The following is a 20,564-nucleotide window of genomic DNA, read 5'->3' as shown; positions in this document are numbered from 1 at the left end:
ACGTGAGCAAGTCCCTGCAAGCCATCCGTGGCATGAACGACATCCTGCCGGAGCAGACCCCGGCCTGGCGCTATCTGGAAAGTACCTTCGCCGAGCTGCTCGACGGCTACGGCTACAAAGAAATCCGCATGCCGATCCTGGAGTTCACCGAACTCTTCGCCCGCGGCATCGGTGAAGGCACCGACGTGGTCGACAAGGAGATGTACACCTTCCTCGACCGCAACGGCGAATCCCTCACCATGCGTCCGGAAGGTACCGCCGGCTGCGTGCGCGCGGTGCTCGAACACGGCCTTTCCGGCGGCGGCCAGGTGCAGAAGCTCTGGTACACCGGCCCGATGTTCCGCTACGAGAAGCCGCAGAAGGGCCGCTACCGCCAGTTCCACCAGATCGGCGTGGAAGTCTTCAACCTGCCCGGACCGGACATCGATGCCGAGCTGATCATCCTCACCTGGCGCCTGTGGCAGAAGCTGGGCATGGCCGATGCCGTGACCCTGCAGTTGAACACCCTGGGTTCCAGCGAGGCCCGTGCGCGCTACCGCGATGCGCTGGTCACCTATCTCCAGGATCGCTTCGACCAGCTCGACGAAGACAGCCAGCGCCGCATGACCACCAACCCGCTGCGCATCCTCGACAGCAAGGTGGAGAGCACCCAGGCCCTGCTGGTCGGCGCGCCGACCCTGCACGACTATCTGGACGAAGAGTCGCTCGCCCACTTCGAGGGCCTGAAGGCCCGTCTGGACGCGGTCGGCCTGCGCTACGAGATCAACCAGAAGCTGGTGCGCGGCCTGGACTATTACTGCCGTACCGCGTTCGAGTGGGTTACCGAGAAGCTCGGCTCCCAGGGCACCGTTTGCGGCGGTGGCCGCTACGACGGCCTGGTCAGCCAGTTCGGCGGCAAGCCGACGCCGGGCGTGGGCTTCGCCATGGGCGTGGAGCGCCTGGTGCTGCTGCTGGAAACCCTGGACCTGGTGCCCGAGGAACTCAGCCGTCCGGCCGACCTCTACCTCTGCGCCTTCGGTGAGGCGGCCGAGCTTGCCGGACTGAGCCTGGCCGAGCGCCTGCGCGATGCCATCCCCGGCATCCGCCTGCTGGTCAACGCCGGCGGTGGCAGCTTCAAGAGCCAGTTCAAGAAGGCCGACAAGAGCGGTGCACAGTTCGCAATGATTCTGGGTGACGACGAACTGGCCAACCGCGTGGTAGGTTTCAAGCCCCTGCGTGGCGAGGGCGAACAACAGAACATCGCCTGGGACGCTCTGCCCGAGCACCTGGCAGCCTGCCTGCAGCAGGCTTGAGAATCGAGCGGATAGGAGTATTGGGGTGAGTACGCGTACCGAAGAAGAACAGATCGCCGACATCAAGGACTGGTGGCAGCGCAACGGCATGCCCCTGCTGACCGGTGCCGCACTGGCACTGGTGGTGGTATTCGGCTGGCAAGCCTGGAAGAAGTACCAGAACAACCAGGCCCAGGGTGCCTCCGTGGTTTACCAGGCCCTGCTGGAAACCGCCCTGAACCCCACTGGCAAGCCGGATACCGCCAAGGTCGCCGAGCTGGCCAACAAGCTGACCAGCGAATACGCCGGTACCCCGTACTCCCAGTATGGCCGCCTGTTCGTCGCCAAGGTCGCGGTGGACAGCGGCAAGCTGGATGACGCCGTCCTGGAACTCAAGGCCATCGTCGACAAGCCGGTGGACGCCACCCTTGGCGAACTGGCGCGTCAGCGCCTGGCCCGCGTGCTGAGCGCCCAGGGCAAGGCCGAGGAAGGGCTGAAGCTGCTCGAAGGCAACGTCGACAAGGCCTATGTCGCCACCCGCGAAGAACTGCGCGGCGACCTGCTGGTCCAGCTCAAGCGTGAAGACGAGGCGCGCAGTGCCTACGAGAAGGCCAAGGCCGCCCTGCCGGAAGACGCCGCCGTCGGTGCCCTGCAGATGAAGCTCGACGACCTGGCCAAGGGAGACGCCTGACATGTTGCGCTGGAAACATGCCGCGCTGCTCGCGCTGACTCTGTTGGCCGTAGGTTGCAGCAGCAACAGCAAGAAAGAACTGCCGCCGGCGGAACTCACCGATTTCAAGGAAGAGGTTCGCCTGGAGAAGCAATGGAGCCGCTTGGTTGGTGACGGCCAGGGCGAGCTGTACAACCTGCTCGAACCGGCGGTGGATGGCCAGACCATCTACGCCGCCTCCGCCGAAGGCCGGGTCATGGCGATCCAGCGCGAAAGCGGCGACGTGCTGTGGAAAAAGGATCTCGATTTGCCGGTCTCCGGCGCCGTCGGCGTTGGCAACGGGCTGGTCCTGCTGGGCACCATGCGTGGCGACGTGATCGCCCTGGATGCCGGCAGCGGCGAACAGAAGTGGCGCGCCAAGGTCACCAGCGAAGTGCTGGCGGCCCCGGCCACCAACGGTGACGTGGTGGTGGTGCAGACCCAGGACGACAAACTGATCGCCTTCGATGCCGCCACCGGCAACCAGCGCTGGATCTACGAAGGCACCGTACCGGTGCTGACCCTGCGCGGCACCGGCGCGCCGCTGATCGACGGTCGCCTGGCGCTGGCCGGTCTGGCCAGCGGCAAGGTCGTCGCTGTGGACGTGCAGCGTGGCCTGCCGGTGTGGGAACAGCGCGTTGCCATTCCCCAGGGCCGTTCCGAACTGGACCGCGTAGTCGACATCGACGGTGGCCTGCTGTTGCAGGACGGCGTTCTCTACGTAGTCAGCTACCAGGGCCGTGCCGCTGCGCTGGACGAAACCACCGGCCGCGTACTGTGGCAGCGTGAAGCCTCCAGCTATGTCGGTGTCGCCGAAGGTACTGGCAGCGTGTTCGTCAGCCAGGCCTCCGGCACCGTGGAAAGCCTGGATTCCCGTGGCTCGTCCTCGCTGTGGAGCAACGACGCCCTGGCTCGCCGCCAGCTGTCCGCTCCGGCCGTGTTCTCGAGCAACGTGGTAGTGGGCGACCTGGAAGGTTACGTGCACCTGCTCAGCCAGGTGGATGGTCGTTTCGTTGGCCGCGAGAAGGTCGACGGTGACGGCGTGCGGGTTCGTCCGCTGGTAGTCGGCAGCTGGATGTACGTGTTCGGCAACAGCGGCAAGCTGGTCGCCTACACGCTCCGCTAAGCTGAGTGTTACTGCCGGCCGCTGCCGTGAAAAACGGCAGCGGCCGTCGTGTTTTCTGAAAATCTGAAATTTCCTGGAGAGCCGCATGGTTCCCGTAATAGCCCTGGTGGGCCGCCCGAACGTCGGCAAGTCCACCCTGTTCAACCGCCTGACCCGCACCCGTGACGCCATCGTCGCCGAGTACGCAGGGCTCACCCGCGACCGCCAGTACGGCGAGGCCAAGTGGCAGGGCAAGAAATTCATCGTCATCGATACCGGCGGTATCTCCGGTGACGAAGAGGGTATCGACGCCAAGATGGCCGAGCAGTCGCTGCAGGCCATCGAAGAGGCCGATGCCGTCCTGTTCATGGTCGATTCCCGCGCCGGCCTCACCGCCGCCGACGAGATGATCGCCGAGCACCTGCGCAAGAAGAACAAGCGCAGCTTCCTGGTGGCCAACAAGGTCGACACCGTCGATCCGGACATCGCCCGCGCCGAGTTCAGTCCGCTGGCCCTGGGGCACGCGATCCCGATCGCCGCCGCCCACGGTCGCGGCATCACCCAGATGCTGCAGGAAGCCCTGGGCGAGATGTTCGCTCCGGAGCCCGAGGCGCCGGAAGACAACGACCTGCCCGGCGAGCTGGAAGAAGTCGCCGAGGGCGAGGAAGCCAAGCGCATCCCCGGTCCGAGCGAGAAGGATGGCATCAAGATCGCCATCATCGGCCGGCCCAACGTCGGCAAGTCCACCCTGGTCAACCGCATGCTCGGTGAAGAGCGGGTGATCGTGTACGACCAGGCCGGCACCACCCGCGACAGCATCTACATTCCCTTCGAGCGCAACGAAGAGAAGTACACCCTGATCGACACCGCCGGCGTGCGCCGTCGCGGCAAGATCTTCGAAGCGGTGGAAAAGTTCTCCGTGGTGAAGACCCTGCAGGCGATCCAGGATGCCAACGTGGTCATCTTCGTCATGGACGCCCGCGAAGGCGTAGTCGAGCACGATCTCAACCTGCTCGGCTTCGTGCTGGAGACCGGCCGCGCGCTGGTCATCGCCCTGAACAAGTGGGACGGCATGGAGTCGGCCGAGCGCGAGTACGTGAAGACCGAGCTCGAGCGCCGGCTGATGTTCGCCGACTTCGCCGACATCCACTTCATCTCCGCGCTGCATGGCACCGGTGTCGGTCACCTGTACAAGTCGGTGCAGGACTCCTTCCGCTCCGCCGTGACCCGCTGGCCCACCAGCAAGCTCACGCAGATCCTGGAAGACGCCATCCAGGTGCACCAGCCGCCGATGGTCAACGGCCGTCGCATCAAGCTGCGCTATGCCCACCTGGGCGGCGCCAACCCGCCGCTGATCGTGATCCACGGCAACCAGGTGGATGCGGTGCCCAAGGCGTATACCCGCTACCTGGAGAAGACCTATCGCCGCGTCCTCAAGCTGGTCGGCACGCCGATCCGCATCGAGTACAAGGGCGGCGACAACCCGTTCGAGGGCAAGAAGACCCAGCTCACCGAACGCCAGGTCAACAAGAAGCGCCGGCTGATGTCGCACCACAAGAAGGCCGAGAAGAAGAAGAAAGACAAGCGTAAATAACGTCTGTCGGACTTCAGGCGTACGGCTGTAGGCGATAGAGTAGGGGCCTCCCTCTTATCGCCCGCAGCCTGTAGTCACGCCATGCTCACCAGCAAACTGCCGAACGTCGGCACCACCATCTTCACCCGCATGTCCCAGCTCGCCGCCGAATGCGGTGCGCTGAACCTCTCCCAGGGTTTCCCCGACTTCGACAGCCCCGCGCCCTTGCTCGAAGCCGTCGCCCGCCATGTGCTGGCCGGGCATAACCAGTACAGCCCGATGACCGGCCTGCCGGCCCTGCGCGAGCAGGTCGCGCTGAAGGTCGCCGACTTCTACGGCCGCAAAGTCAGCGCCGATGCCGAGGTGACCATCGTTCCCGGGGCTACCGAAGGGATCTTCTGCGCGGTGCAGGCGCTGATTCGCCCGGGTGACGAGGCCATCGTCCTCGACCCCTGCTACGACAGCTACGAGCCCTCGGTGGAGCTGGCCGGCGGCCGCTGCGTGCATGTGCCCCTGAGCCTGCCGGACTTCCGCATCGACTGGCAGCGCATGGCCGACGCCATCACCCCGCGCACGCGCCTGATCTTCCTCAATAGCCCGCACAACCCCAGCGGCGCGCTGATCGAGCGCGCCGACCTGGATCGCCTGGCGGCGCTGATCCGTGACCGCGAGATCTACGTCATCAGCGACGAGGTCTACGAGCACCTGATCTACGACGGCGTGCAGCATGCCAGCGTGCTGGCCCACGACGAGCTGTATCCGCGCGCCTTCGTCATCAGTTCCTTCGGCAAGACCTACCACGTCACCGGCTGGAAGACCGGCTACGTGGTGGCGCCACCGGCGCTGTCGGCGGAGATGCGCAAGATCCACCAGTACGTGAACTTCTGCGGCGTGACCCCGCTGCAGTGCGCGCTGGCCGACTTCATGGCCGCGCACCCCGAGCACCTGCGCGAACTGCCGGGCTTCTACCAGGCCAAGCGCGACCTGTTCTGCGACCTGCTGGAAGGCTCGCGCTTCCGCTTCCAGCGCGCCGCCGGCACCTACTTCCAGGTGGTGGACTACTCAGCGATCCGTCCGGACCTGGATGACGTCGCCATGTCCGAATGGCTGACCCGCGAACACGGGGTGGCCGCCATCCCGGTCTCGGTCTTCTACCAGCAGGCCCCGGCGGACATGCGCCTGGTGCGCTTCTGCTTCGCCAAGAAAGAGGAGACGCTGCGCCAGGCGGCGGAAAGACTATGCGCGATCTGAGTCAACTGCCCGACCTCAAGCTGGCCCTGGTGCAGACCACCCTGGTCTGGCATGACGCCAGGGCCAACCGCGAGCGCTTCGAGGCGCTGCTGGAAAGCGCCCGCGGCGCGGACGTGGCGATACTCCCGGAGATGTTCACCACCGGCTTCTCCATGGAGTCCGAGGCGCTGGCCGAAGGGGTGGAGGGCGAGACCTACGCCTGGCTGCGTGGGCAGGCCGCGAAGCTGGATGCCGTAGTCTGTGGCAGCGTGATCATCCGCGCCGCCGACGGCAGCCACCGCAACCGCCTGCTCTGGGCTCGCCCGGACGGCGAGGTGCAGCACTACGACAAGCGTCACCTGTTCCGCATGGCCGGCGAGCACAAGCACTACACGCCGGGCGAACAACAGGTGCTGCTGGAGTGGAAGGGCTGGCGGATTCGCCCGCTGGTCTGCTATGACCTGCGCTTCCCGGTGTGGAGCCGCGATGCCCGGGACACCGACCTGTTGCTCTACACCGCCAACTGGCCGGCCGCGCGCCGCCAGCACTGGAACCGTCTGCTGCCGGCGCGGGCCATCGAGAACCTGTGCTATGTCGCGGCGGTCAATCGCGTCGGCGAGGACGGCAAGGGCCACGCCTATTCCGGCGACAGCCAGGTGCTGGACTTCCAGGGCGACAACCTGCTGGCGGCGGGGAGTGCCGATGGCGTGTTCCAGATCGCCCTGAGTTCGGCGGAGCTGGCGGCTTACCGCGAGCGCTTCCCGGCCTATCTGGATGCGGACCGGTTCGATATCCAGCTCTGATATCAGTTCGTCCGCGATGCTCTTAAGAGTCCGACATTCCAGCGACCCAGGATCGATGCGGCTTTTGTAGGAGCGAGCTTGCTCGCGAACCACCCCGCTCAAGAGCCAGAGCGTTCGCGAGCAAGCTCGCTCCTACAGGTCTATTCGGCCTTCAGTACGCGCTGGCGGTGTTCAGCCGCTGGATCGCCTCATCGCCGAGCCTCAGCTCGATCGCCGCCAACAGGTCCGGTAACTGCTCCAGCTTCGATGCACTGGCGATCGGCGCGGTGATGGTCGGCCGCGCCATCAGCCAGGCCAGGGCGACCTGCGTCGGCGTCGCGTTCGATTCGTTGGCCACTTCCTCCAGCGCATCGATGATGGCGAAGCCGCGCTCGTTCATGAAGTTCTTCACCTTGTAGCCGCGCACGCTGCTCTTGTTAAGGTCCGCCTCGCTGCGGTACTTGCCGGTGAGGAAGCCCGCCGCCAGCGAGTAGAAGCTGATCACCCCGAGCCCCAGTTGCTTCACCGTGGGCTCCAGGTTGGTCTCGTAGTTGGCGCGGTCGTAGAGGTTGTAGTTGGGTTGCAGGCTCTGGTAGTTCGGCAGCTTCAGGCGGTCGCAGAGCTCGCGGGCCTCGCGCAGACGCCGGGCATCGAGGTTGGAGGCGCCGATCACCCGCACCTTGCCGTTCTCCACCGCCTCGGCGAAGGCGCCCATGGTTTCCTCCATGGAGGTGTGCGGGTCGTCGCAATGGGCCTGGTAGAGATCGATGTAGTCGGTCTGCAGGCGCTTGAGCGAACGCTCCAGGGCCTGCTCGATGTACACCGCCGACAGGCCCTTGTGGCCGTTGCCCATGTCCATGCCGACCTTGGTGGCGATCTGCACCTGATTGCGCTTGCCGGTCTTCTTCAGCCACTTGCCGATCAGGATTTCCGACTCGCCGCCGACGTGTCCGGGCACCCAGCGCGAATACACGTCCGCCGTGTCGATGCAGTTGATCCCGGCGTCGACCACCGCATCCAGCAGGCGAAAGGAGGTGGCTTCGTCCGCCGACCAGCCGAACACATTGCCGCCGAACACCAGGGGCGGAATCGCCAGTCCGGACTGGCCCAGTTCGCGACGTTTCATCTGTCAGGTCTCCCCCGGCTGCACTGTCGTTGAACCAGCATAGACGGCGGAGACGTGATAGACGTGGGACATGGTTGACAGGTGCATAGGAGCTTGCGCACTATCGGTGGCCTGATTTCGTACACAGAAATTGCCCATGCTTGCCAACCTCGACTCCTCGCTGCCGCTCCCGGGCTTCTCCGCCCAGGCTGGCGTATGCGTCGTCGTTGCCAAGAAATCGAAGAAACAGTCGCTCATTTGACCGGGGCGTGCTGTCCCGTCAGATGGGCTGACAGGACACAAGGCGCCAGGTCTTCAATTCTCCCCGCTTGATTCCCGCATCCCTCCCTGACGGCGACCAGACGGTCAGCCACAAGGAGTTTTTTGCATGTCTACGTTTCGTGGAATCTGGGTGGCCCTGGCCACTCCCTTCCGTGCCGGGGAAGTCGATTTCGCCGCGCTGCACAACCTGGTTTCCCGACTGCTGGAAGACGGCGTCGCCGGCTTCGTGGTCTGCGGCACCACTGGGGAGGCGGCGGCGCTGAGCCATAAGGAACAGCTCGCCGTCCTCGATGCCGTGCTGCAGTGGGTGCCGCCCGCGCAGGTGATCATGGGCCTGGCGGGCAACAACCTGCGCGAGCTGCTGGCCTTCCAGAAAGAGATCCAGCGCCGCCCGCTGGCCGGTCTGCTGGTACCGGCGCCGTACTACATCCGTCCGTCGCAGGCGGGGCTGGAGTCCTTCTTCCAGACCGTGGCCGACGCCGCCACTGTGCCGGTGGTGCTTTACGACATTCCCTACCGCACCGGTGTGCGCATCGAGCGCGAGACCCTGCGGCGCATCGTGCGTCATCCGCGCATCGCCGCGGTCAAGGACTGCGCCGGCGACCTCGAGACCACCCTGGCGCTGATCGCCGATGGCGAGGTCGAGGTGCTCACGGGCGAGGACCTGCAGATCTTCAACAACCTGTGCCAGGGTGGAGCCGGGGCGATTTCCGCGTCAGCCCATGTGCGCGCCGACCTCTATGTGCGGATGCAGCGCCAGGTCGAGTCGGGCGATCTGGCCGGTGCGCGGGCGACCTTCTACCGTCTGTTGCCCTGGATCCAGGTCGCCTTCGCCGAGCCCAACCCGGCGGCGGTCAAGGCGGCGTTGGCCTTGCAGGGGCTGATCGCCGACGAGCTGCGCGAGCCGATGCAGCGCTGTGCCCCGTCCACCATCGAACGGCTGCGCGGGGTGCTGGCGGCGCTGTCGGATTAGGAGGGGAGGGCCGGCAATGGGTTTTGCTCTATCATGACGGCCTGCCCATTGCCGAGTGCCCATCATGACCACGACTCCCTACCTGCTGGACCAGCTGGAAACCGCCGACATGCTGTTGATCGACGGCCTGCACGCCTGGCAGTTCGAGCTGAACGAGTCACTGCTGGACCAGGCCGATGCCGCCGCTCACTCGGACCAGCCCTTCGCCAGTGAGGAGGTGGTGCTGTTGATCGAGTCCATCGATGGCCGCGACCGCCGTCAGTGGGCCTTCACCTACAACGAGGTGATGGAGGCGCGCTATCAGGCTGGGGAGCAGGCATGGCTGCTGCACGCCGGTGACAAGGAGCATCGCCTGTGCTGCCTTGGCGCGGTGAGCGCCAGCGGCGACGACGAGTAAGACGTAAGGGCCCCGATGGGGCCTTCGTTGTTTTCTGGCCGTGCCCGGAGAAGCTCAGGCGTCCATGCCAGCGGTCAGGCAAGGATCAGGAGAAAAACGAGGGCAGCCCGCTCTCTCCTTCGAAAACAGCCCCGGACGCACAGGGCGTCCGGGGCAAAGGGGACAGCGGTGTTACCGGTCGGCTTACGCGGCTTTCGCGTGACCCAGCGTCACGGCGCGGTTCAGGGCGCTGAACAGCGCACGGAAGCTCGCGGTGGTGATGTTTTCATCGATGCCGATGCCGTGCAGCGAACGACCACCCTCGACGCGCAGTTCGATGTAGGCGGCCGCGCGGGCGTTGGTGCCGGCGCCGATGGCGTGCTCGTTGTAGTCCATGATCTCGACGTCCACCGGCAGCGAGGCGACCAGGGCTTCCAGGGTGCCCTTGCCCTTGCCGTGCCAGCGGTGCTGCTCGCCCTTGTGGGTCACGTCGATGTCGATGGCGCAGATGCCGTTCTCTTCCTGCAGGCGGTAGTTCTTCAGGCCGAACGGGGAGACGGCCTGCAGGTACTCGTTCTGCAGCAGGTTGTAGATCTGCTCGGCGGTCATTTCGAGGCCCAGGCGATCGGTCTCGTTCTGCACCACCTGGCTGAACTCGATCTGCATGCGGCGCGGCAGGCTGATGCCGTATTCCTGTTCCAGCAGGAAGGTGATGCCGCCCTTGCCGGACTGGCTGTTCACGCGGATGACGGCCTCGTAGCTGCGGCCGATGTCCGCCGGGTCGATCGGCAGGTACGGCACTTCCCACACGGCGTCGTCCTTCTGCTGGGCGAAGCCCTTGCGGATGGCGTCCTGGTGGGAGCCGGAGAAGGCGGTGTGGACCAGGTCGCCGACGTACGGATGGCGCGGGTGCACCGGAATCTGGTTGCACTCTTCGACCACCTTGCGCACGGCGTCGATGTCGGAGAAGTCCAGCTCGGGATCGATGCCCTGGGTGTACATGTTCAACGCCATGGTCACCAGGCACAGGTTGCCGGTGCGCTCGCCGTTGCCGAACAGGCAGCCTTCGACGCGGTCGGCGCCGGCCATCAGGGCCAGTTCCGAAGCGGCCACGCCAGTGCCACGGTCGTTGTGGGTGTGCAGGCTGATGATCACGCTGTCGCGCTTGTTGATCTGGCGGCCGAACCACTCGATCTGGTCGGCGTAGTTGTTCGGCGTGGCGCACTCGACGGTGGCGGGCAGGTTGAGGATCAGGCGGTTGGCCGGGGTCGGCTGGAACACGTCGATCACCGCGTTGCACACCTCGACGGCGAAGTCGGTCTCGGTGGAGCTGAACACTTCCGGCGAGTACTCGAAGCCCCACTGGGTTTCCGGTGCGGCGGCGGCCAGGCGCTTGATGGTCTGGCCGGCGGCCACGGCGATGGCCTTGACGCCAGCCTTGTCCTGGTTGAAGACGATCTTGCGGAAGCTCGGCGCGCAGGCGTTGTAGTAGTGGACGATGGCCTTCTTCGCGCCTTTCAGGGACTCGAAGGTACGCTCGATGAGGTCGTCGCGGGCCTGGGTCAGCACCTGGATGGTGACGTCATCGGGAATGTGGCCGCCTTCGATCAGCTCGCGAACGAAGTCGAAGTCGGTCTGCGAGGCGGACGGAAAGCCCACTTCGATTTCCTTCAGGCCGACCTGAACCAGGCACTTGAAGAAGCGCATCTTCTTCTCGGCGTCCATCGGCTCGATCAGCGACTGGTTGCCGTCGCGCAGGTCGGTGGACAGCCAGATCGGCGCCTTGTCGATGATCTTGTCCGGCCAGGTGCGGTCGGGCAGGGTGATCTGGGTGAAGGGGCGGTACTTCTTCGACGGATCTTTCAACATGCTCATGAGCGGAATCCTTGTTCTTTCTGGCCAGCGGGCCTGCGCGAAAAAATGAAAAAGAGATGAAACCGGGAAGAGGGTTCAGCCACGCAGTCGCGGGCTGACCAGGCGCAGGCAGGCGTGTTGGCGAAGCAGGATGAGGGTGTGTGCGGTTTTCATGAGTGCCAACCTAATGGCCTGAGAGGCCGATGGCAAGCATTCGTTAAAAATTGGTAGAAAAACTCTCTTAGTCGTTTATGGGGGTAAAAAATTGCTGGAACTATGATGTTCTAGCAATTTTTATTAGATGCCTTCGCTGTGCTTAACTGATTCTGCGTCCACGTGCCGCAGCGGAGCTGCGGAACTCCGTGCGATCATTGCGCACCCGCTCAAGGTGGGGCTTTCCATCCGCAAGGACATTTCGTGACCCGTCGCACCCGACAAGGCATAGGAACCTGGCTGGCGCTGTTCGCCATGCTGATGATCTATGTCGGCCCGCTGGTATCCCAGTCGCTGCCGATGGATCACCCTATGCCCATGGATCACGTCATGCCGATGGAGCATGGCGCGTCCGCGGCGCACCACGACGGGATGCGGCACGGCGCTGGCATGGCGGCGCACGACATGGCCGGCATGGACGAGATGGCCTGCTCCGACGGCCATCGCGCTGCGGACCAGCACGCCGCCCCGCCGCCCCACGACGGGAAGCCGTTCACCGCCGATGCCTTCATGGAGAAGTGCGGCTACTGCAGCCTGCTGATCCATAGCCCGCCGCTGACGCCGCCGCCGGTCCTGCTGGACCACGGCCAGCCTGCCGTCGGTACACCCGCTGTCCAGTTCACCTCCAGCTCCATTCCCGCCTCGCCGGTCTTCCCCGGCGCACGCTCCCGCGCTCCACCGGCCCTGATCGGCTGATCCCTTCTCCCCAACCCATCGACCGCAGGCGCGGATGACCGCTGTTGCCTGTGCGCCGTGCGTGTCTGCATGGAACGGGCGTATTCACCGATCATGGAATAGATGCAATGTCCCGCATGCCAATGCGCCGTCGGCCCCGTGCCGTCGGCTTGCGCGCCCTGTGCGCGCTGACCGCCCTTGGCGGTTTCACTGCTGTCCCGGCCCTGGCCGAGAATGATGAGCACGCCAGCCACGCGGTGGAGCTGGAGCCCAGCGTCATCACCGCCGTGGCGCAGAGCTCGCCGCTCACCGTCGTCACCGACCCGAAGCAGCCGCGCCAGCCGATCCCCGCCAGCGACGGCGCCGACTACCTCAAGACCATTCCCGGCTTCTCCGCCATCCGCAACGGCGGCACCAATGGCGACCCGGTGCTGCGCGGCATGTTCGGTTCGCGCCTGAACATCCTCACCAACGGCACCACCATGCTCGGCGCCTGCCCGGCGCGCATGGATGCGCCCACCTCCTATATCTCGCCGGAAACCTACGACAAGCTCACCGTGGTCAAGGGCCCGGAAACCGTGATCTGGGGGCCGGGCGCTTCGGCCGGCACGATCCGCTTCGACCGCGAGCCGGAACGCTTCGGCGAGCTGGGGTCGCGGATCAACGGCAGCCTGGTGGCCGGTTCCAACGGCCGCTTCGACCGTGTTCTGGATGCCGCCGCCGGAGGGCCGGAAGGCTACCTGCGCTTTACCGGCAACAAATCGCAGTCCGATGACTACGAGGATGGCGCCGGCGACACCGTACCCTCGCGCTGGAACAAGTGGAACGGCGACGTGGCCGTGGGCTGGACGCCGGACGCCGACACCCTGGTCGAACTCATCGCCGGCAAGGGCGACGGCGAGGCCCGCTACGCCGGGCGCGGCATGGATGGCTCGCAGTTCAAGCGTGAAAGCCTCGGCCTGCGCTTCGAGAAGTCCAATCTCGGCGAGGTGCTCGACAAGCTGGAGGCGCAGGTCTACTACAACTACGCCGACCACGTGATGGACAACTACAGCCTGCGCACGCCCTCGGGCACAGGGATGATGGCCGGCCCCATGGCCTCCAACGTCGACCGCCGCACCCTCGGCGGGCGCCTGGCCGCCACCTGGCGCTGGGACGACTTCAAGCTGGTCTCCGGTGTCGATGCGCAGACCAATGAGCACCGCGAACGCATGGGCATGGGCATCAATACCTACGATGACCAGCCGTGGAACAAGGACGCGGTCTTCCACAACTACGGCGCTTTCGGCGAGCTGACCTGGTACGCCGCCGAGCGCGACCGGGTGATCAGCGGCGCGCGCCTGGACCGTGCCTCGGCCAAGGACTACCGGCAGACCACGGGATCGGGGCACATGACCCATCCCAATCCCACCGCCGACGACACCCGCGCCGATACCCTGCCCAGCGGCTTCGTGCGCTACGAGCACGACCTGGCCGATACGCCGACCACCCTGTACGCCGGACTTGGCCACGTGCAGCGCTTCCCCGACTACTGGGAGCTGTTCTCCCCTGACAGCGGCCCGGCCGGCTCGGTCAACGCCTTCGACAGCATCAAGCCGGAGAAGACCACCCAGCTGGACTTTGGCGCCCAGTACGAGGACGAGAAGCTCAAGGCCTGGGCTTCCGGCTATGTCGGCGTGATCCGCGACTACATCCTGTTCGAATACAGCGACGGCATGATGGGCACCACCTCCCAGGCGCGGAACGTCGATGCACGCATCATGGGCGGAGAACTGGGCGCCGCCTATGCGCTCACCACGAACTGGACGACGGACGCGACCCTGGCCTACGCCTGGGGCAAGAACACCACCGACGACCGCGCCCTGCCGCAGATGCCGCCTCTGGAAGCGCGCTTCGGCCTGACCTACGAGCGGGACGCCTGGAGCGCCGGCGGTCTCTGGCGGGTGGTGGCGCGCCAGGGACGAGTCGCCGAGGGGCAGGGTAACGTCGTTGGTTACGACTTCGACGAAAGCCCGGGCTTCGCGGTGTTCTCGCTCAACGGCGCCTACAAGCTGAGCCAGCACTTCAAGGTCAGCGCCGGCGTCGACAACCTGTTCGACAAGGACTACGCCGAGCACCTGAACCTGGCGGGCAACGCCGGCTTCGGCTACCCGGCGGACAACCCCGAATCGATCCACGAACCGGGCCGTACGCTCTGGACCAAGGTGGACTTCAGCTTCTAAGCCTGACCGGCCCCCGCCGGTCGGGGGCCTCCTTGCGTGAGGAGACCACGAATGCAGAACAAGACATTCGATTTCTACAACCTGGCCTGGCGCTGGCACTTCTACGCCGGGCTGTTCGTCGCACCCTTCATGATCCTGCTGTCGATCACCGGGATCATCTACCTGTTCAAGCCGCAGCTCGATCCGCTGATGTACGGCGACCTGCTGCAGGTGACGCCGGGACAGGTGCGGCTGTCCGCCGACGAGCAACTGCTGCACCTGCATCAGCAGAACCCGCAGCTGCAGGTCAGTCAGTACCTGCCGGCACCGGCGGCCGATCGCAGCGCGCAGTTCGTTGCCCAGCTCGACGGGCGCGAGGTGAACGCCTTCGTTGATCCTTATAGCGGCAAGCTGCTCGGCCTGCAGGATGCCAGATCCAACCTGCAGGCCATGGCTCGTGCGCTGCACGGCGAGCTGATGATCGGCACCGTGGGTGACCGGCTGATCGAGCTGGCCGCCGGCTGGGGCATCGTGCTGGTGGTGTCTGGCCTTTACCTGTGGTGGCCGCGCAAGCGTTCGTTGCGCGTGCTGCTGTGGCCGGACCTGTCGCGTCGCGGCCGCGCGCTGTGGCGTGACGTGCACATGGTGGTCGGTTTCTGGGGCTCGCTGCTGATGCTGTTCATGCTGCTCACCGGCATGACCTGGACCGGCTTCTGGGGCAAATCCTTCGCCGACGTGTGGAACCGCTTCCCGGCGGCCATGTGGAACGAGGTGCCCAGGTCGGACCTTGAGGCGCGCACGCTCAACGAGGCGCACCGCCAGACCATCCCCTGGGCCATGGAGAATACGCCGATGCCGATGTCGGGCGGCGCCCACGCCGAGCACATGGCCCACGGCTCCAGCGGCATGGCCATGCCGCAGATCAGCCTGCAGCAGGTGGTCGATAGCGCCGACCAGGCCGGCGTGACACCGGGCTACGCCATCGCGTTGCCCAAGGGGGCGGAAGGCGTGTTCACCGTCTCGGTGTTCGCCGACGACTCGCGCAACGACGCCACCCTGCACATCGACCAGTACACCGGCAAGGTGCTCGCCGACGTGCGCTGGAAGGACTACGGGCTGGTAGCCAAGAGCGTCGAGTCCGGCGTGATGCTGCACGAAGGCAAGATGTTCGGCCTGTTCAACCAACTGCTGATGCTCGCCGTCTGCCTGATGATCCTGCTCAGCGCCGTCAGCGGCCTGTGGATCTGGTGGAAGCGCCGTCCGCAGGGCCGTCTCGGCGTGCCACCGATGCCCCACGCGCTGCCGGTGTGGAAGGGCGGCGTGGCGATCATGCTCATCCTCGGTGTCGCCTTCCCGCTGGTGGGCGCCTCCCTGCTGCTGGTGTGGGCGCTGGACTGGGCCGTGCTGTCGCGCATCAAGCCGCGCAGCCCGGACATGGGCTGATACGTGCGTTGTTTCAACCTGACGCCTGTCGCGAGGCAGGCTATGCTGCGGCGCGATCGTTGCGTCCGTGGCGCCAAGCTCTGCCGCCGTATTGGCGGACCCGATCACAAGCCAACTGGAGTTTCGAACATGCGTAAAACCCTGCTCGCTTTCGCTGCCCTGCTGGGCTTCTCCGGCGCCGCCATGGCTCATGAATACGAGGCTGGCAACCTGCACATCGATCATCCCTGGTCGCTGCTGCTGCCGGCCAATTCGGTGAACGGCGCCGCCTACTTCGTCGTGGAAAACCACGGCAAGGACGCCGACCGCCTGCTCGGCGCCGAGACCGAGCGCGCCGCCAGCGCCGAGATCCACCAGCACGTGGAGAAGGACGGCATGATGAAGATGCAGAAGGTCGAGGGCGTGGACATCCCCGCCGGCGGCAAGCTGGTCTTCGCCCCCGGCCAGTACCACCTGATGCTGTTCGGCCTGAAGAAGCCGCTGGCCGATGGCGAGCGCTTCCCGCTGACCCTGCACTTCCAGAAGGCCGGCGACGTGAAGGTCGAGGTCGCCGTGCAGAAGGAAGCTCCCAAGGGAACAGGCGGCACCGACATGGGCCACGATATGCACGGCATGAAGATGGACTGATGAGGGACCTGCTCCTGCGCCCGCTGGTGTGGGCGCAAGACGGTGAATGGCTGCGCGGGTTCGATGGCAGCTACTCGAGCGACTCGATCCTGCGGATCGAGTCCGCCGCCGATGGCTTCATCCTGCGCGAGGAGCGCCTGCCCGAGGCACAGACCAAGCGCTATCCCTTCGCTGATCTGGAAGACGATGTGGCGGCGGCCGACTGGACCGCCGTCGCCGTCGACGAGGAGGGCGAGCGCCTGGGCTTTGCCATTGCCCACTACGAAATCTGGAATCGCCGCGCGGTGCTGGACGACCTGTTCGTCCTCGCCGACGTTCGCGGGCGCGGTGTCGGCAAGCTCCTGCTGGACGCCTGCCTGGATTGGGCGCGAGGCACCGAGGCGCGCCACCTGTGGCTGGAAACCCAGAACCTCAACCTGCCGGCGGTGGCCTTCTACCGCTCCCGTGGATTTGCCCTGAGCGGCCTGTCCACCGACCTCTACGACCCGGCGCAGGTGCTGCCGGGGGAAATGGCGCTGTACTTCAGCTATCTGCTGCCCTGAGGGTGGGGCCCAGGCGGCGCGCCAACAGGATCAGTGCGAAGCCGATACAGTAGGCCAGTACATCCAGCCAGTCCGGCGTTGCGCCCAGCACGATGCGCAGGGCGCGGTTGCCGATCTGCCAGTGCAGCGTCGCGGCGAGGAACTGGCCGAACTCGATCAGCAACCCGCAGGCCAGCGCGGCAGCAGCCAGCCAGTGCGCCGGCGCAGCGAGTGCCGTGCGCAGCAGGCAATACAGCCAGATCACTGCCAGTACGTCACCACCGAAGCCACGTAGCCAGCCGAGGTTCGCCCCGGCCGTGGCAAGCCAGACCAGGGCGGCGAACCCGAGCAGGGCGAACACCGCGCTGCGTGAATCGAAGCGAAAGCGCATCAGGGCTTGAACGCGCCGATGAAGATAGCCGGATCGACCCGTGCGTCGTTCAGGCTGACGTTCCAGTGCATGTGCGGCCCGGTGGCGCGACCGGTGGCGCCGACGCGGCCGACCACGCCGCCGCGCGGGAGCTGGTCGCCGAGTTTCACGTCGATCTTCGACATGTGGCAGAACATGCTGATGAAGCCCTGGCCGTGGTCGACGAATACGGTGTTGCCGTTGAAGAAGTAGTTGCCGATCAGGATCACCTTGCCGGCGGCCGGGGTCTTGATCGGGGTGCCGGCGGGCACCGCGAAGTCCAGGCCCGAGTGCGGGTTGCGTTCCTCGCCGTTGAAGAACCGGCGCAGGCCGAAGGGGCTGGAGAGCGGGCCGCTGACCGGCTTGTCCAGCACCAGGTTGCTCGGCGTGCCGGGGCTGAAGCTGCGGTAGGCGGCGGTCTGCTCGGCCAGTTCGCGGTTGATGCGCTTGAGGTCCTCCGGCAGCGGGTTCACCTGGCGGGTGTTCTTCAAGGTGATGTGCTGCTCTTTATAGTGCTTGCTGCCGACGCTGAAACCGAGGTTGCGGCTGGCGCCGGACTGCTTCACGACGATCTGCTGGGCGCCGGCCTTGGTGGTCAGCGGGATGCCGACGATGGCGATCCAGTCACGGCCTTCCTCGCGCACCACCAGTACCGGCTTGCCCTGGAAGGTGGCTGTGGGCACGGCGGCGTCCTGGCCCAGTTGCACCACGGCGACGCCGCCCGGCACCGGCTTGTTCAGGGTGCGGCTGATGAAGCCTTCGGCGTGGGCGGTCAGGGCGAGGAGGGAGGCGATGAACAGGCTGCAGAGTCGGAGCATTTTGCTATCCGTGGACGTGTCGGCGGATGAAGCGGGCAGTCTACACGGGGCGATTCGGCGAGCGGGGCGATTTCGTCGAAAGCGGATCGCCGTGGCGGGTTGCTCTTCGTTAGGAGCGAAAAGCTACCGGCGCAGGCCTTCGAGTTGCTGGCGCCACAGCTGCTCCAGCGGCAGCACCTGCGCCGGACCGAAGATGGCGTGGGGCTTGCCCAGGTGTGCCGCCCACAGCTGGTCGCCATAGTCGTAATGCCACCACTCGCTGGACAGGTTGCTGAAACCGGCCGCGCTCATGGCATTGAACAGGATTCGGCGGTTGTCGCGGATCTGCCGCTGTTGCTCGTCCGGCGCGGCGATCTCTTCGTAATGACGGGTATAGGAACGCGGCGTGGCCTCGTCGAACAGGCTGCCCATGTCCAGCCAGCGGCCGTCGCGGTCGCACAGGGTGAGATCGATGGCGCCGCCGGTGAGGTGCGGGCTGGGCGACTCGGCGCGGGTACTGGGCGGGGCGACGAACTCTCGGGTGCGGCGGGTCAGCTCGGCCGTATCGGCGTCCGGTTCGTGCTGGCGGAGGATGTCGTAGAGCGTGTCGTACAGGTGCTGCTGCACCGCGAACGGCCGCCAGGCATCGAGGATCACCAGGCGCAGACCGTCCGGCAGTAGACGGGCGGCCTGCAACAGTCGCTCGAACACTTCGCTGCGGGCGTAGCACTCCGGTTGCGCATTGGGGACGCCCAGGCGGTGATAGGCCGGCCACACCGCGAACCCGGTGGCGATGCTCAGCGCCTGCAACGGCTGGCCGCATTCGACGATGGGCATGCGGAAGGCCTCGGCCCAGTCCGGTTCGGGCTGCGGCAGGATCGGTGCGAGCAGGTCGGTCATGGTTGATCAGTCCAGCAGCGACAGGGTGACGGGTGCCTGGTGGTTGTCCTCCACCCGCACCTCCAGTTCGCCTTCCGCCAGACGGGCTTTCAGGCGTTGGCCGTTCTTGGTCTGCGCGGCGCTGCGGATCGCCTGGCCACGGTCGTCCAGCAGGATGCTGTAGCCGCGCCCGAGGGTCGCCAGTGGGCTGACGATGTGCAGCGTCTGCATCAGATTGTCCAGGCGCTGGCGCTGTTCACGCAGGATGGCCTGTGTTGCGCGTGGGAGACGGGCGCTGAGGTTGTCCAGGCGCTGGCGCAGCAGGGCCAGGTTGCGGCCGGGGTGCTGGGCCGCAAGGCGGGTATCCAGGCGTGCGACGCGCTCCTGGCGGATGTGCAGCTGGCGCTCGAAGGCGCGGCGCAGGCGCATGTCCAGGTCGTCCAGGCGCTGGGCCTGCTGGCGCAGGCGTTCGCCGGGGTGGCGCAGGCGCCGGGCGGTGCCTTCCAGGCGCAGGCGCTCGCGGGTCAGGCGGTCCTGGATGCGCAGGATCAGCCGGCGGCGCAAGCCGTCCAGGCGCTGTTGCAGGTCGCCGCTATGGGGCGCCAGCAGTTCGGCGGCGGCCGAAGGCGTGGGCGCGCGCACGTCGGCGACGAAATCGCTGATGGACACGTCGGTTTCATGGCCCACCGCGCTGACGATGGGCGTCACGCAGGCGGCGATGGCGCGGGCCACCGGTTCCTCGTTGAAGCACCAGAGGTCCTCCAGCGAGCCGCCGCCACGGGCCAGGATCAGCGCGTCGAAGCCCTGGGCGTCGGCCAGCTTCAGCGCACGGACGATCTGCCCGACGGCCTCGCGGCCTTGCACGGCGGTGGGCACCAGGGTCAGCTCGACCTGCGGCGCGCGGCGGCGGAATACGCTGATGATGTCGCGAATCACCGCGCCGGTGGGCGAACTGACGATGCCGATGCGCCGGGGATGCGCCGGCAGCTCGCGCTTGCGCTCGACGGCGAACAGGCCCTCGGCGGCGAGCTTCTCTTTCAGCGCCTCGAAGGCCAGACGCAGGGCGCCATCACCGGCCGGCTCGACCGCATCGGCGATCAACTGATAGTCGCCGCGACCCTCGAACAGCGAAACCTTGCCGCGCACCCGCACGGCCAGGCCGTCGCGCAGGGCCTGGCGCACGCGCAGGGCGTTCTGCCGGAACAGCGCGCAGCGCACCTGGGCGTTGCTGTCCTTCAAGGTGAAATACATGTGGCCGGACGCGGGGCGGGCGAGGTTGGAGATCTCGCCCTCGACCCAGACCTGCGGGAACACGTCCTCCAGCAGGTGGCGGGCGCGCTGGTTGAGCTGGCTGACGGTCAGAACCTCGCGGTCGAGGCCCAGCCGTTGGAAGGGATCATTCTGCATGGCGAAGGATGATAAGCGCGCCCGCGGACAGGGGCCAGTACGCAAGGTTCGCAAAGGCTTTATTCAGATCGTCTGGTTACGTTGAGCCGCGCCCCCCAGCTGGGATATAATGCCGCGCTTCCATTTTTCCCG

General features: G+C 66.1%; 19 protein-coding genes. 13 read left to right on the top strand and 6 right to left on the bottom strand.

The features are described 5' to 3' along the window. Positions 1-2: 2 nt before the first annotated feature. The 6 genes from hisS (at position 3) to ACAW63_RS26600 (ending at position 6,691) form a co-directional block, all read left to right on the top strand. The gene (gene hisS / locus ACAW63_RS26625; protein ID WP_371230396.1) at positions 3-1,292 is read left to right on the top strand and encodes a histidine--tRNA ligase; all 1,290 of its coding nucleotides are present in this window, start codon (positions 3-5) and stop codon (positions 1,290-1,292) included. Between the two features lie 25 nt (positions 1,293-1,317). Next, positions 1,318-1,962 carry a YfgM family protein gene (locus ACAW63_RS26620; protein ID WP_371230394.1) on the top strand — a complete coding sequence of 215 codons (645 nt, stop codon included), beginning with the start codon at positions 1,318-1,320 and terminating at the stop codon, positions 1,960-1,962. A 1-nt stretch (position 1,963) separates the two neighbouring features. Beyond that, positions 1,964-3,106, top strand: a complete 1,143-nt coding sequence (gene bamB, locus ACAW63_RS26615; RefSeq protein WP_371230392.1) for an outer membrane protein assembly factor BamB — start codon at positions 1,964-1,966, stop codon at positions 3,104-3,106. Between the two features lie 85 nt (positions 3,107-3,191). Further along, complete coding sequence (gene der, locus ACAW63_RS26610; protein ID WP_275608355.1) at positions 3,192-4,679, top strand: ribosome biogenesis GTPase Der; 1,488 nt, start codon at positions 3,192-3,194, stop codon at positions 4,677-4,679. Between the two features lie 81 nt (positions 4,680-4,760). After that, positions 4,761-5,909 (top strand): pyridoxal phosphate-dependent aminotransferase, encoded by a 1,149-nt coding sequence (locus ACAW63_RS26605; RefSeq protein WP_371230390.1) that lies wholly within the window; start codon positions 4,761-4,763, stop codon positions 5,907-5,909. Next, entirely contained in the window at positions 5,897-6,691 is a 795-nt protein-coding gene (locus ACAW63_RS26600; RefSeq protein WP_371230388.1) for an amidohydrolase, read from the top strand. Before ACAW63_RS26605 ends, ACAW63_RS26600 begins: the two co-directional genes overlap by 13 nt. 151 nt (positions 6,692-6,842) lie before the next feature. Here ACAW63_RS26600 and ACAW63_RS26595 read toward each other — a convergent pair whose 3' ends face one another. Then, positions 6,843-7,796, bottom strand: coding sequence for an aldo/keto reductase (locus ACAW63_RS26595; protein ID WP_371230387.1), 954 nt, complete (start codon positions 7,794-7,796; stop codon positions 6,843-6,845). Between the two features lie 367 nt (positions 7,797-8,163). Here ACAW63_RS26595 and dapA point away from each other — a divergent pair, with 367 nt between their 5' ends. Both dapA and ACAW63_RS26585 read left to right on the top strand, forming a co-directional pair. After that, entirely contained in the window at positions 8,164-9,030 is an 867-nt protein-coding gene (gene dapA, locus ACAW63_RS26590; protein WP_371230386.1) for a 4-hydroxy-tetrahydrodipicolinate synthase, read from the top strand. 64 nt (positions 9,031-9,094) lie between these two features. Then, a complete protein-coding gene (locus tag ACAW63_RS26585; protein ID WP_371230384.1) occupies positions 9,095-9,427 on the top strand; it encodes a DUF5629 family protein in 333 nt (110 codons plus the stop codon). Between the two features lie 183 nt (positions 9,428-9,610). Here the strand turns inward: ACAW63_RS26585 and leuA are convergent, their stop codons facing one another. Continuing rightward, positions 9,611-11,281, bottom strand: coding sequence for a 2-isopropylmalate synthase (leuA, locus tag ACAW63_RS26580; RefSeq protein ID WP_371230382.1), 1,671 nt, complete (start codon positions 11,279-11,281; stop codon positions 9,611-9,613). Between the two features lie 396 nt (positions 11,282-11,677). On the opposite strand from leuA, the gene ACAW63_RS26575 reads away from it, so the two are divergent. From ACAW63_RS26575 to ACAW63_RS26555, 5 genes are all read left to right on the top strand, one after another. Beyond that, positions 11,678-12,169, top strand: a complete 492-nt coding sequence (locus tag ACAW63_RS26575; protein WP_371230381.1) for a DUF2946 domain-containing protein — start codon at positions 11,678-11,680, stop codon at positions 12,167-12,169. Between the two features lie 107 nt (positions 12,170-12,276). Next, on the top strand, positions 12,277-14,370 hold the full coding sequence (locus tag ACAW63_RS26570) for a TonB-dependent copper receptor (RefSeq protein WP_371230379.1): 2,094 nt from the start codon (positions 12,277-12,279) through the stop codon (positions 14,368-14,370). Positions 14,371-14,421: 51 nt separating this feature from the next. After that, positions 14,422-15,792 (top strand): PepSY-associated TM helix domain-containing protein, encoded by a 1,371-nt coding sequence (locus ACAW63_RS26565; protein ID WP_371230377.1) that lies wholly within the window; start codon positions 14,422-14,424, stop codon positions 15,790-15,792. A 129-nt stretch (positions 15,793-15,921) separates the two neighbouring features. Then, on the top strand, positions 15,922-16,419 hold the full coding sequence (locus ACAW63_RS26560; RefSeq protein WP_371230375.1) for a copper chaperone PCu(A)C: 498 nt from the start codon (positions 15,922-15,924) through the stop codon (positions 16,417-16,419). Beyond that, positions 16,419-16,961 carry a GNAT family N-acetyltransferase gene (locus ACAW63_RS26555; RefSeq protein ID WP_371230373.1) on the top strand — a complete coding sequence of 181 codons (543 nt, stop codon included), beginning with the start codon at positions 16,419-16,421 and terminating at the stop codon, positions 16,959-16,961. Before ACAW63_RS26560 ends, ACAW63_RS26555 begins: the two co-directional genes overlap by 1 nt. Here the strand turns inward: ACAW63_RS26555 and ACAW63_RS26550 are convergent. From ACAW63_RS26550 to xseA, 4 genes are all read right to left on the bottom strand, one after another. Continuing rightward, complete coding sequence (locus ACAW63_RS26550; protein WP_371230372.1) at positions 16,942-17,331, bottom strand: DUF2809 domain-containing protein; 390 nt, start codon at positions 17,329-17,331, stop codon at positions 16,942-16,944. The genes ACAW63_RS26555 and ACAW63_RS26550 overlap by 20 nt on opposite strands. Further along, on the bottom strand, positions 17,331-18,167 hold the full coding sequence (locus ACAW63_RS26545; protein WP_371230370.1) for a peptidoglycan DD-metalloendopeptidase family protein: 837 nt from the start codon (positions 18,165-18,167) through the stop codon (positions 17,331-17,333). The genes ACAW63_RS26550 and ACAW63_RS26545 overlap by 1 nt, the downstream gene beginning before the upstream one ends. A 123-nt stretch (positions 18,168-18,290) precedes the next feature. Then, entirely contained in the window at positions 18,291-19,046 is a 756-nt protein-coding gene (locus tag ACAW63_RS26540; RefSeq protein ID WP_371230368.1) for a M15 family metallopeptidase, read from the bottom strand. Positions 19,047-19,052: 6 nt separating this feature from the next. Then, positions 19,053-20,432: an exodeoxyribonuclease VII large subunit gene (gene xseA, locus ACAW63_RS26535; RefSeq protein ID WP_371230367.1), complete on the bottom strand. Its 1,380-nt coding sequence runs from the start codon at positions 20,430-20,432 to the stop codon at positions 19,053-19,055. Positions 20,433-20,564: the final 132 nt, after the last annotated feature.

Origin of the sequence: Pseudomonas sp. QE6 (assembly GCF_041379005.1) — a bacterium.
GTDB lineage: Bacteria > Pseudomonadota > Gammaproteobacteria > Pseudomonadales > Pseudomonadaceae > Pseudomonas.
Note: the sequence above shows the minus strand (reverse complement) of the source record. Positions and strands in the feature narration are given on the sequence as shown.

Excerpts from the sequence above, each read along its gene's own strand:
- ACAW63_RS26550 (WP_371230372.1), bottom strand. The coding sequence starts at position 17,331 with ATGCGCTTTCGCTTCGATTCACGCAGCGCGGTGTTCGCCCTGCTCGGG.
- ACAW63_RS26600 (WP_371230388.1), top strand. The coding sequence starts at position 5,897 with ATGCGCGATCTGAGTCAACTGCCCGACCTCAAGCTGGCCCTGGTGCAG.
- dapA (WP_371230386.1), top strand. The coding sequence starts at position 8,164 with ATGTCTACGTTTCGTGGAATCTGGGTGGCCCTGGCCACTCCCTTCCGT.
- ACAW63_RS26565 (WP_371230377.1), top strand. The coding sequence starts at position 14,422 with ATGCAGAACAAGACATTCGATTTCTACAACCTGGCCTGGCGCTGGCAC.
- leuA (WP_371230382.1), bottom strand. The coding sequence starts at position 11,281 with ATGAGCATGTTGAAAGATCCGTCGAAGAAGTACCGCCCCTTCACCCAG.
- xseA (WP_371230367.1), bottom strand. The coding sequence starts at position 20,432 with ATGCAGAATGATCCCTTCCAACGGCTGGGCCTCGACCGCGAGGTTCTG.
- der (WP_275608355.1), top strand. The coding sequence starts at position 3,192 with ATGGTTCCCGTAATAGCCCTGGTGGGCCGCCCGAACGTCGGCAAGTCC.
- ACAW63_RS26595 (WP_371230387.1), bottom strand. The coding sequence starts at position 7,796 with ATGAAACGTCGCGAACTGGGCCAGTCCGGACTGGCGATTCCGCCCCTG.
- bamB (WP_371230392.1), top strand. The coding sequence starts at position 1,964 with ATGTTGCGCTGGAAACATGCCGCGCTGCTCGCGCTGACTCTGTTGGCC.
- ACAW63_RS26605 (WP_371230390.1), top strand. The coding sequence starts at position 4,761 with ATGCTCACCAGCAAACTGCCGAACGTCGGCACCACCATCTTCACCCGC.
- ACAW63_RS26570 (WP_371230379.1), top strand. The coding sequence starts at position 12,277 with ATGTCCCGCATGCCAATGCGCCGTCGGCCCCGTGCCGTCGGCTTGCGC.
- ACAW63_RS26545 (WP_371230370.1), bottom strand. The coding sequence starts at position 18,167 with ATGCTCCGACTCTGCAGCCTGTTCATCGCCTCCCTCCTCGCCCTGACC.
- ACAW63_RS26555 (WP_371230373.1), top strand. The coding sequence starts at position 16,419 with ATGAGGGACCTGCTCCTGCGCCCGCTGGTGTGGGCGCAAGACGGTGAA.
- ACAW63_RS26560 (WP_371230375.1), top strand. The coding sequence starts at position 15,922 with ATGCGTAAAACCCTGCTCGCTTTCGCTGCCCTGCTGGGCTTCTCCGGC.
- ACAW63_RS26540 (WP_371230368.1), bottom strand. The coding sequence starts at position 19,046 with ATGACCGACCTGCTCGCACCGATCCTGCCGCAGCCCGAACCGGACTGG.
- ACAW63_RS26585 (WP_371230384.1), top strand. The coding sequence starts at position 9,095 with ATGACCACGACTCCCTACCTGCTGGACCAGCTGGAAACCGCCGACATG.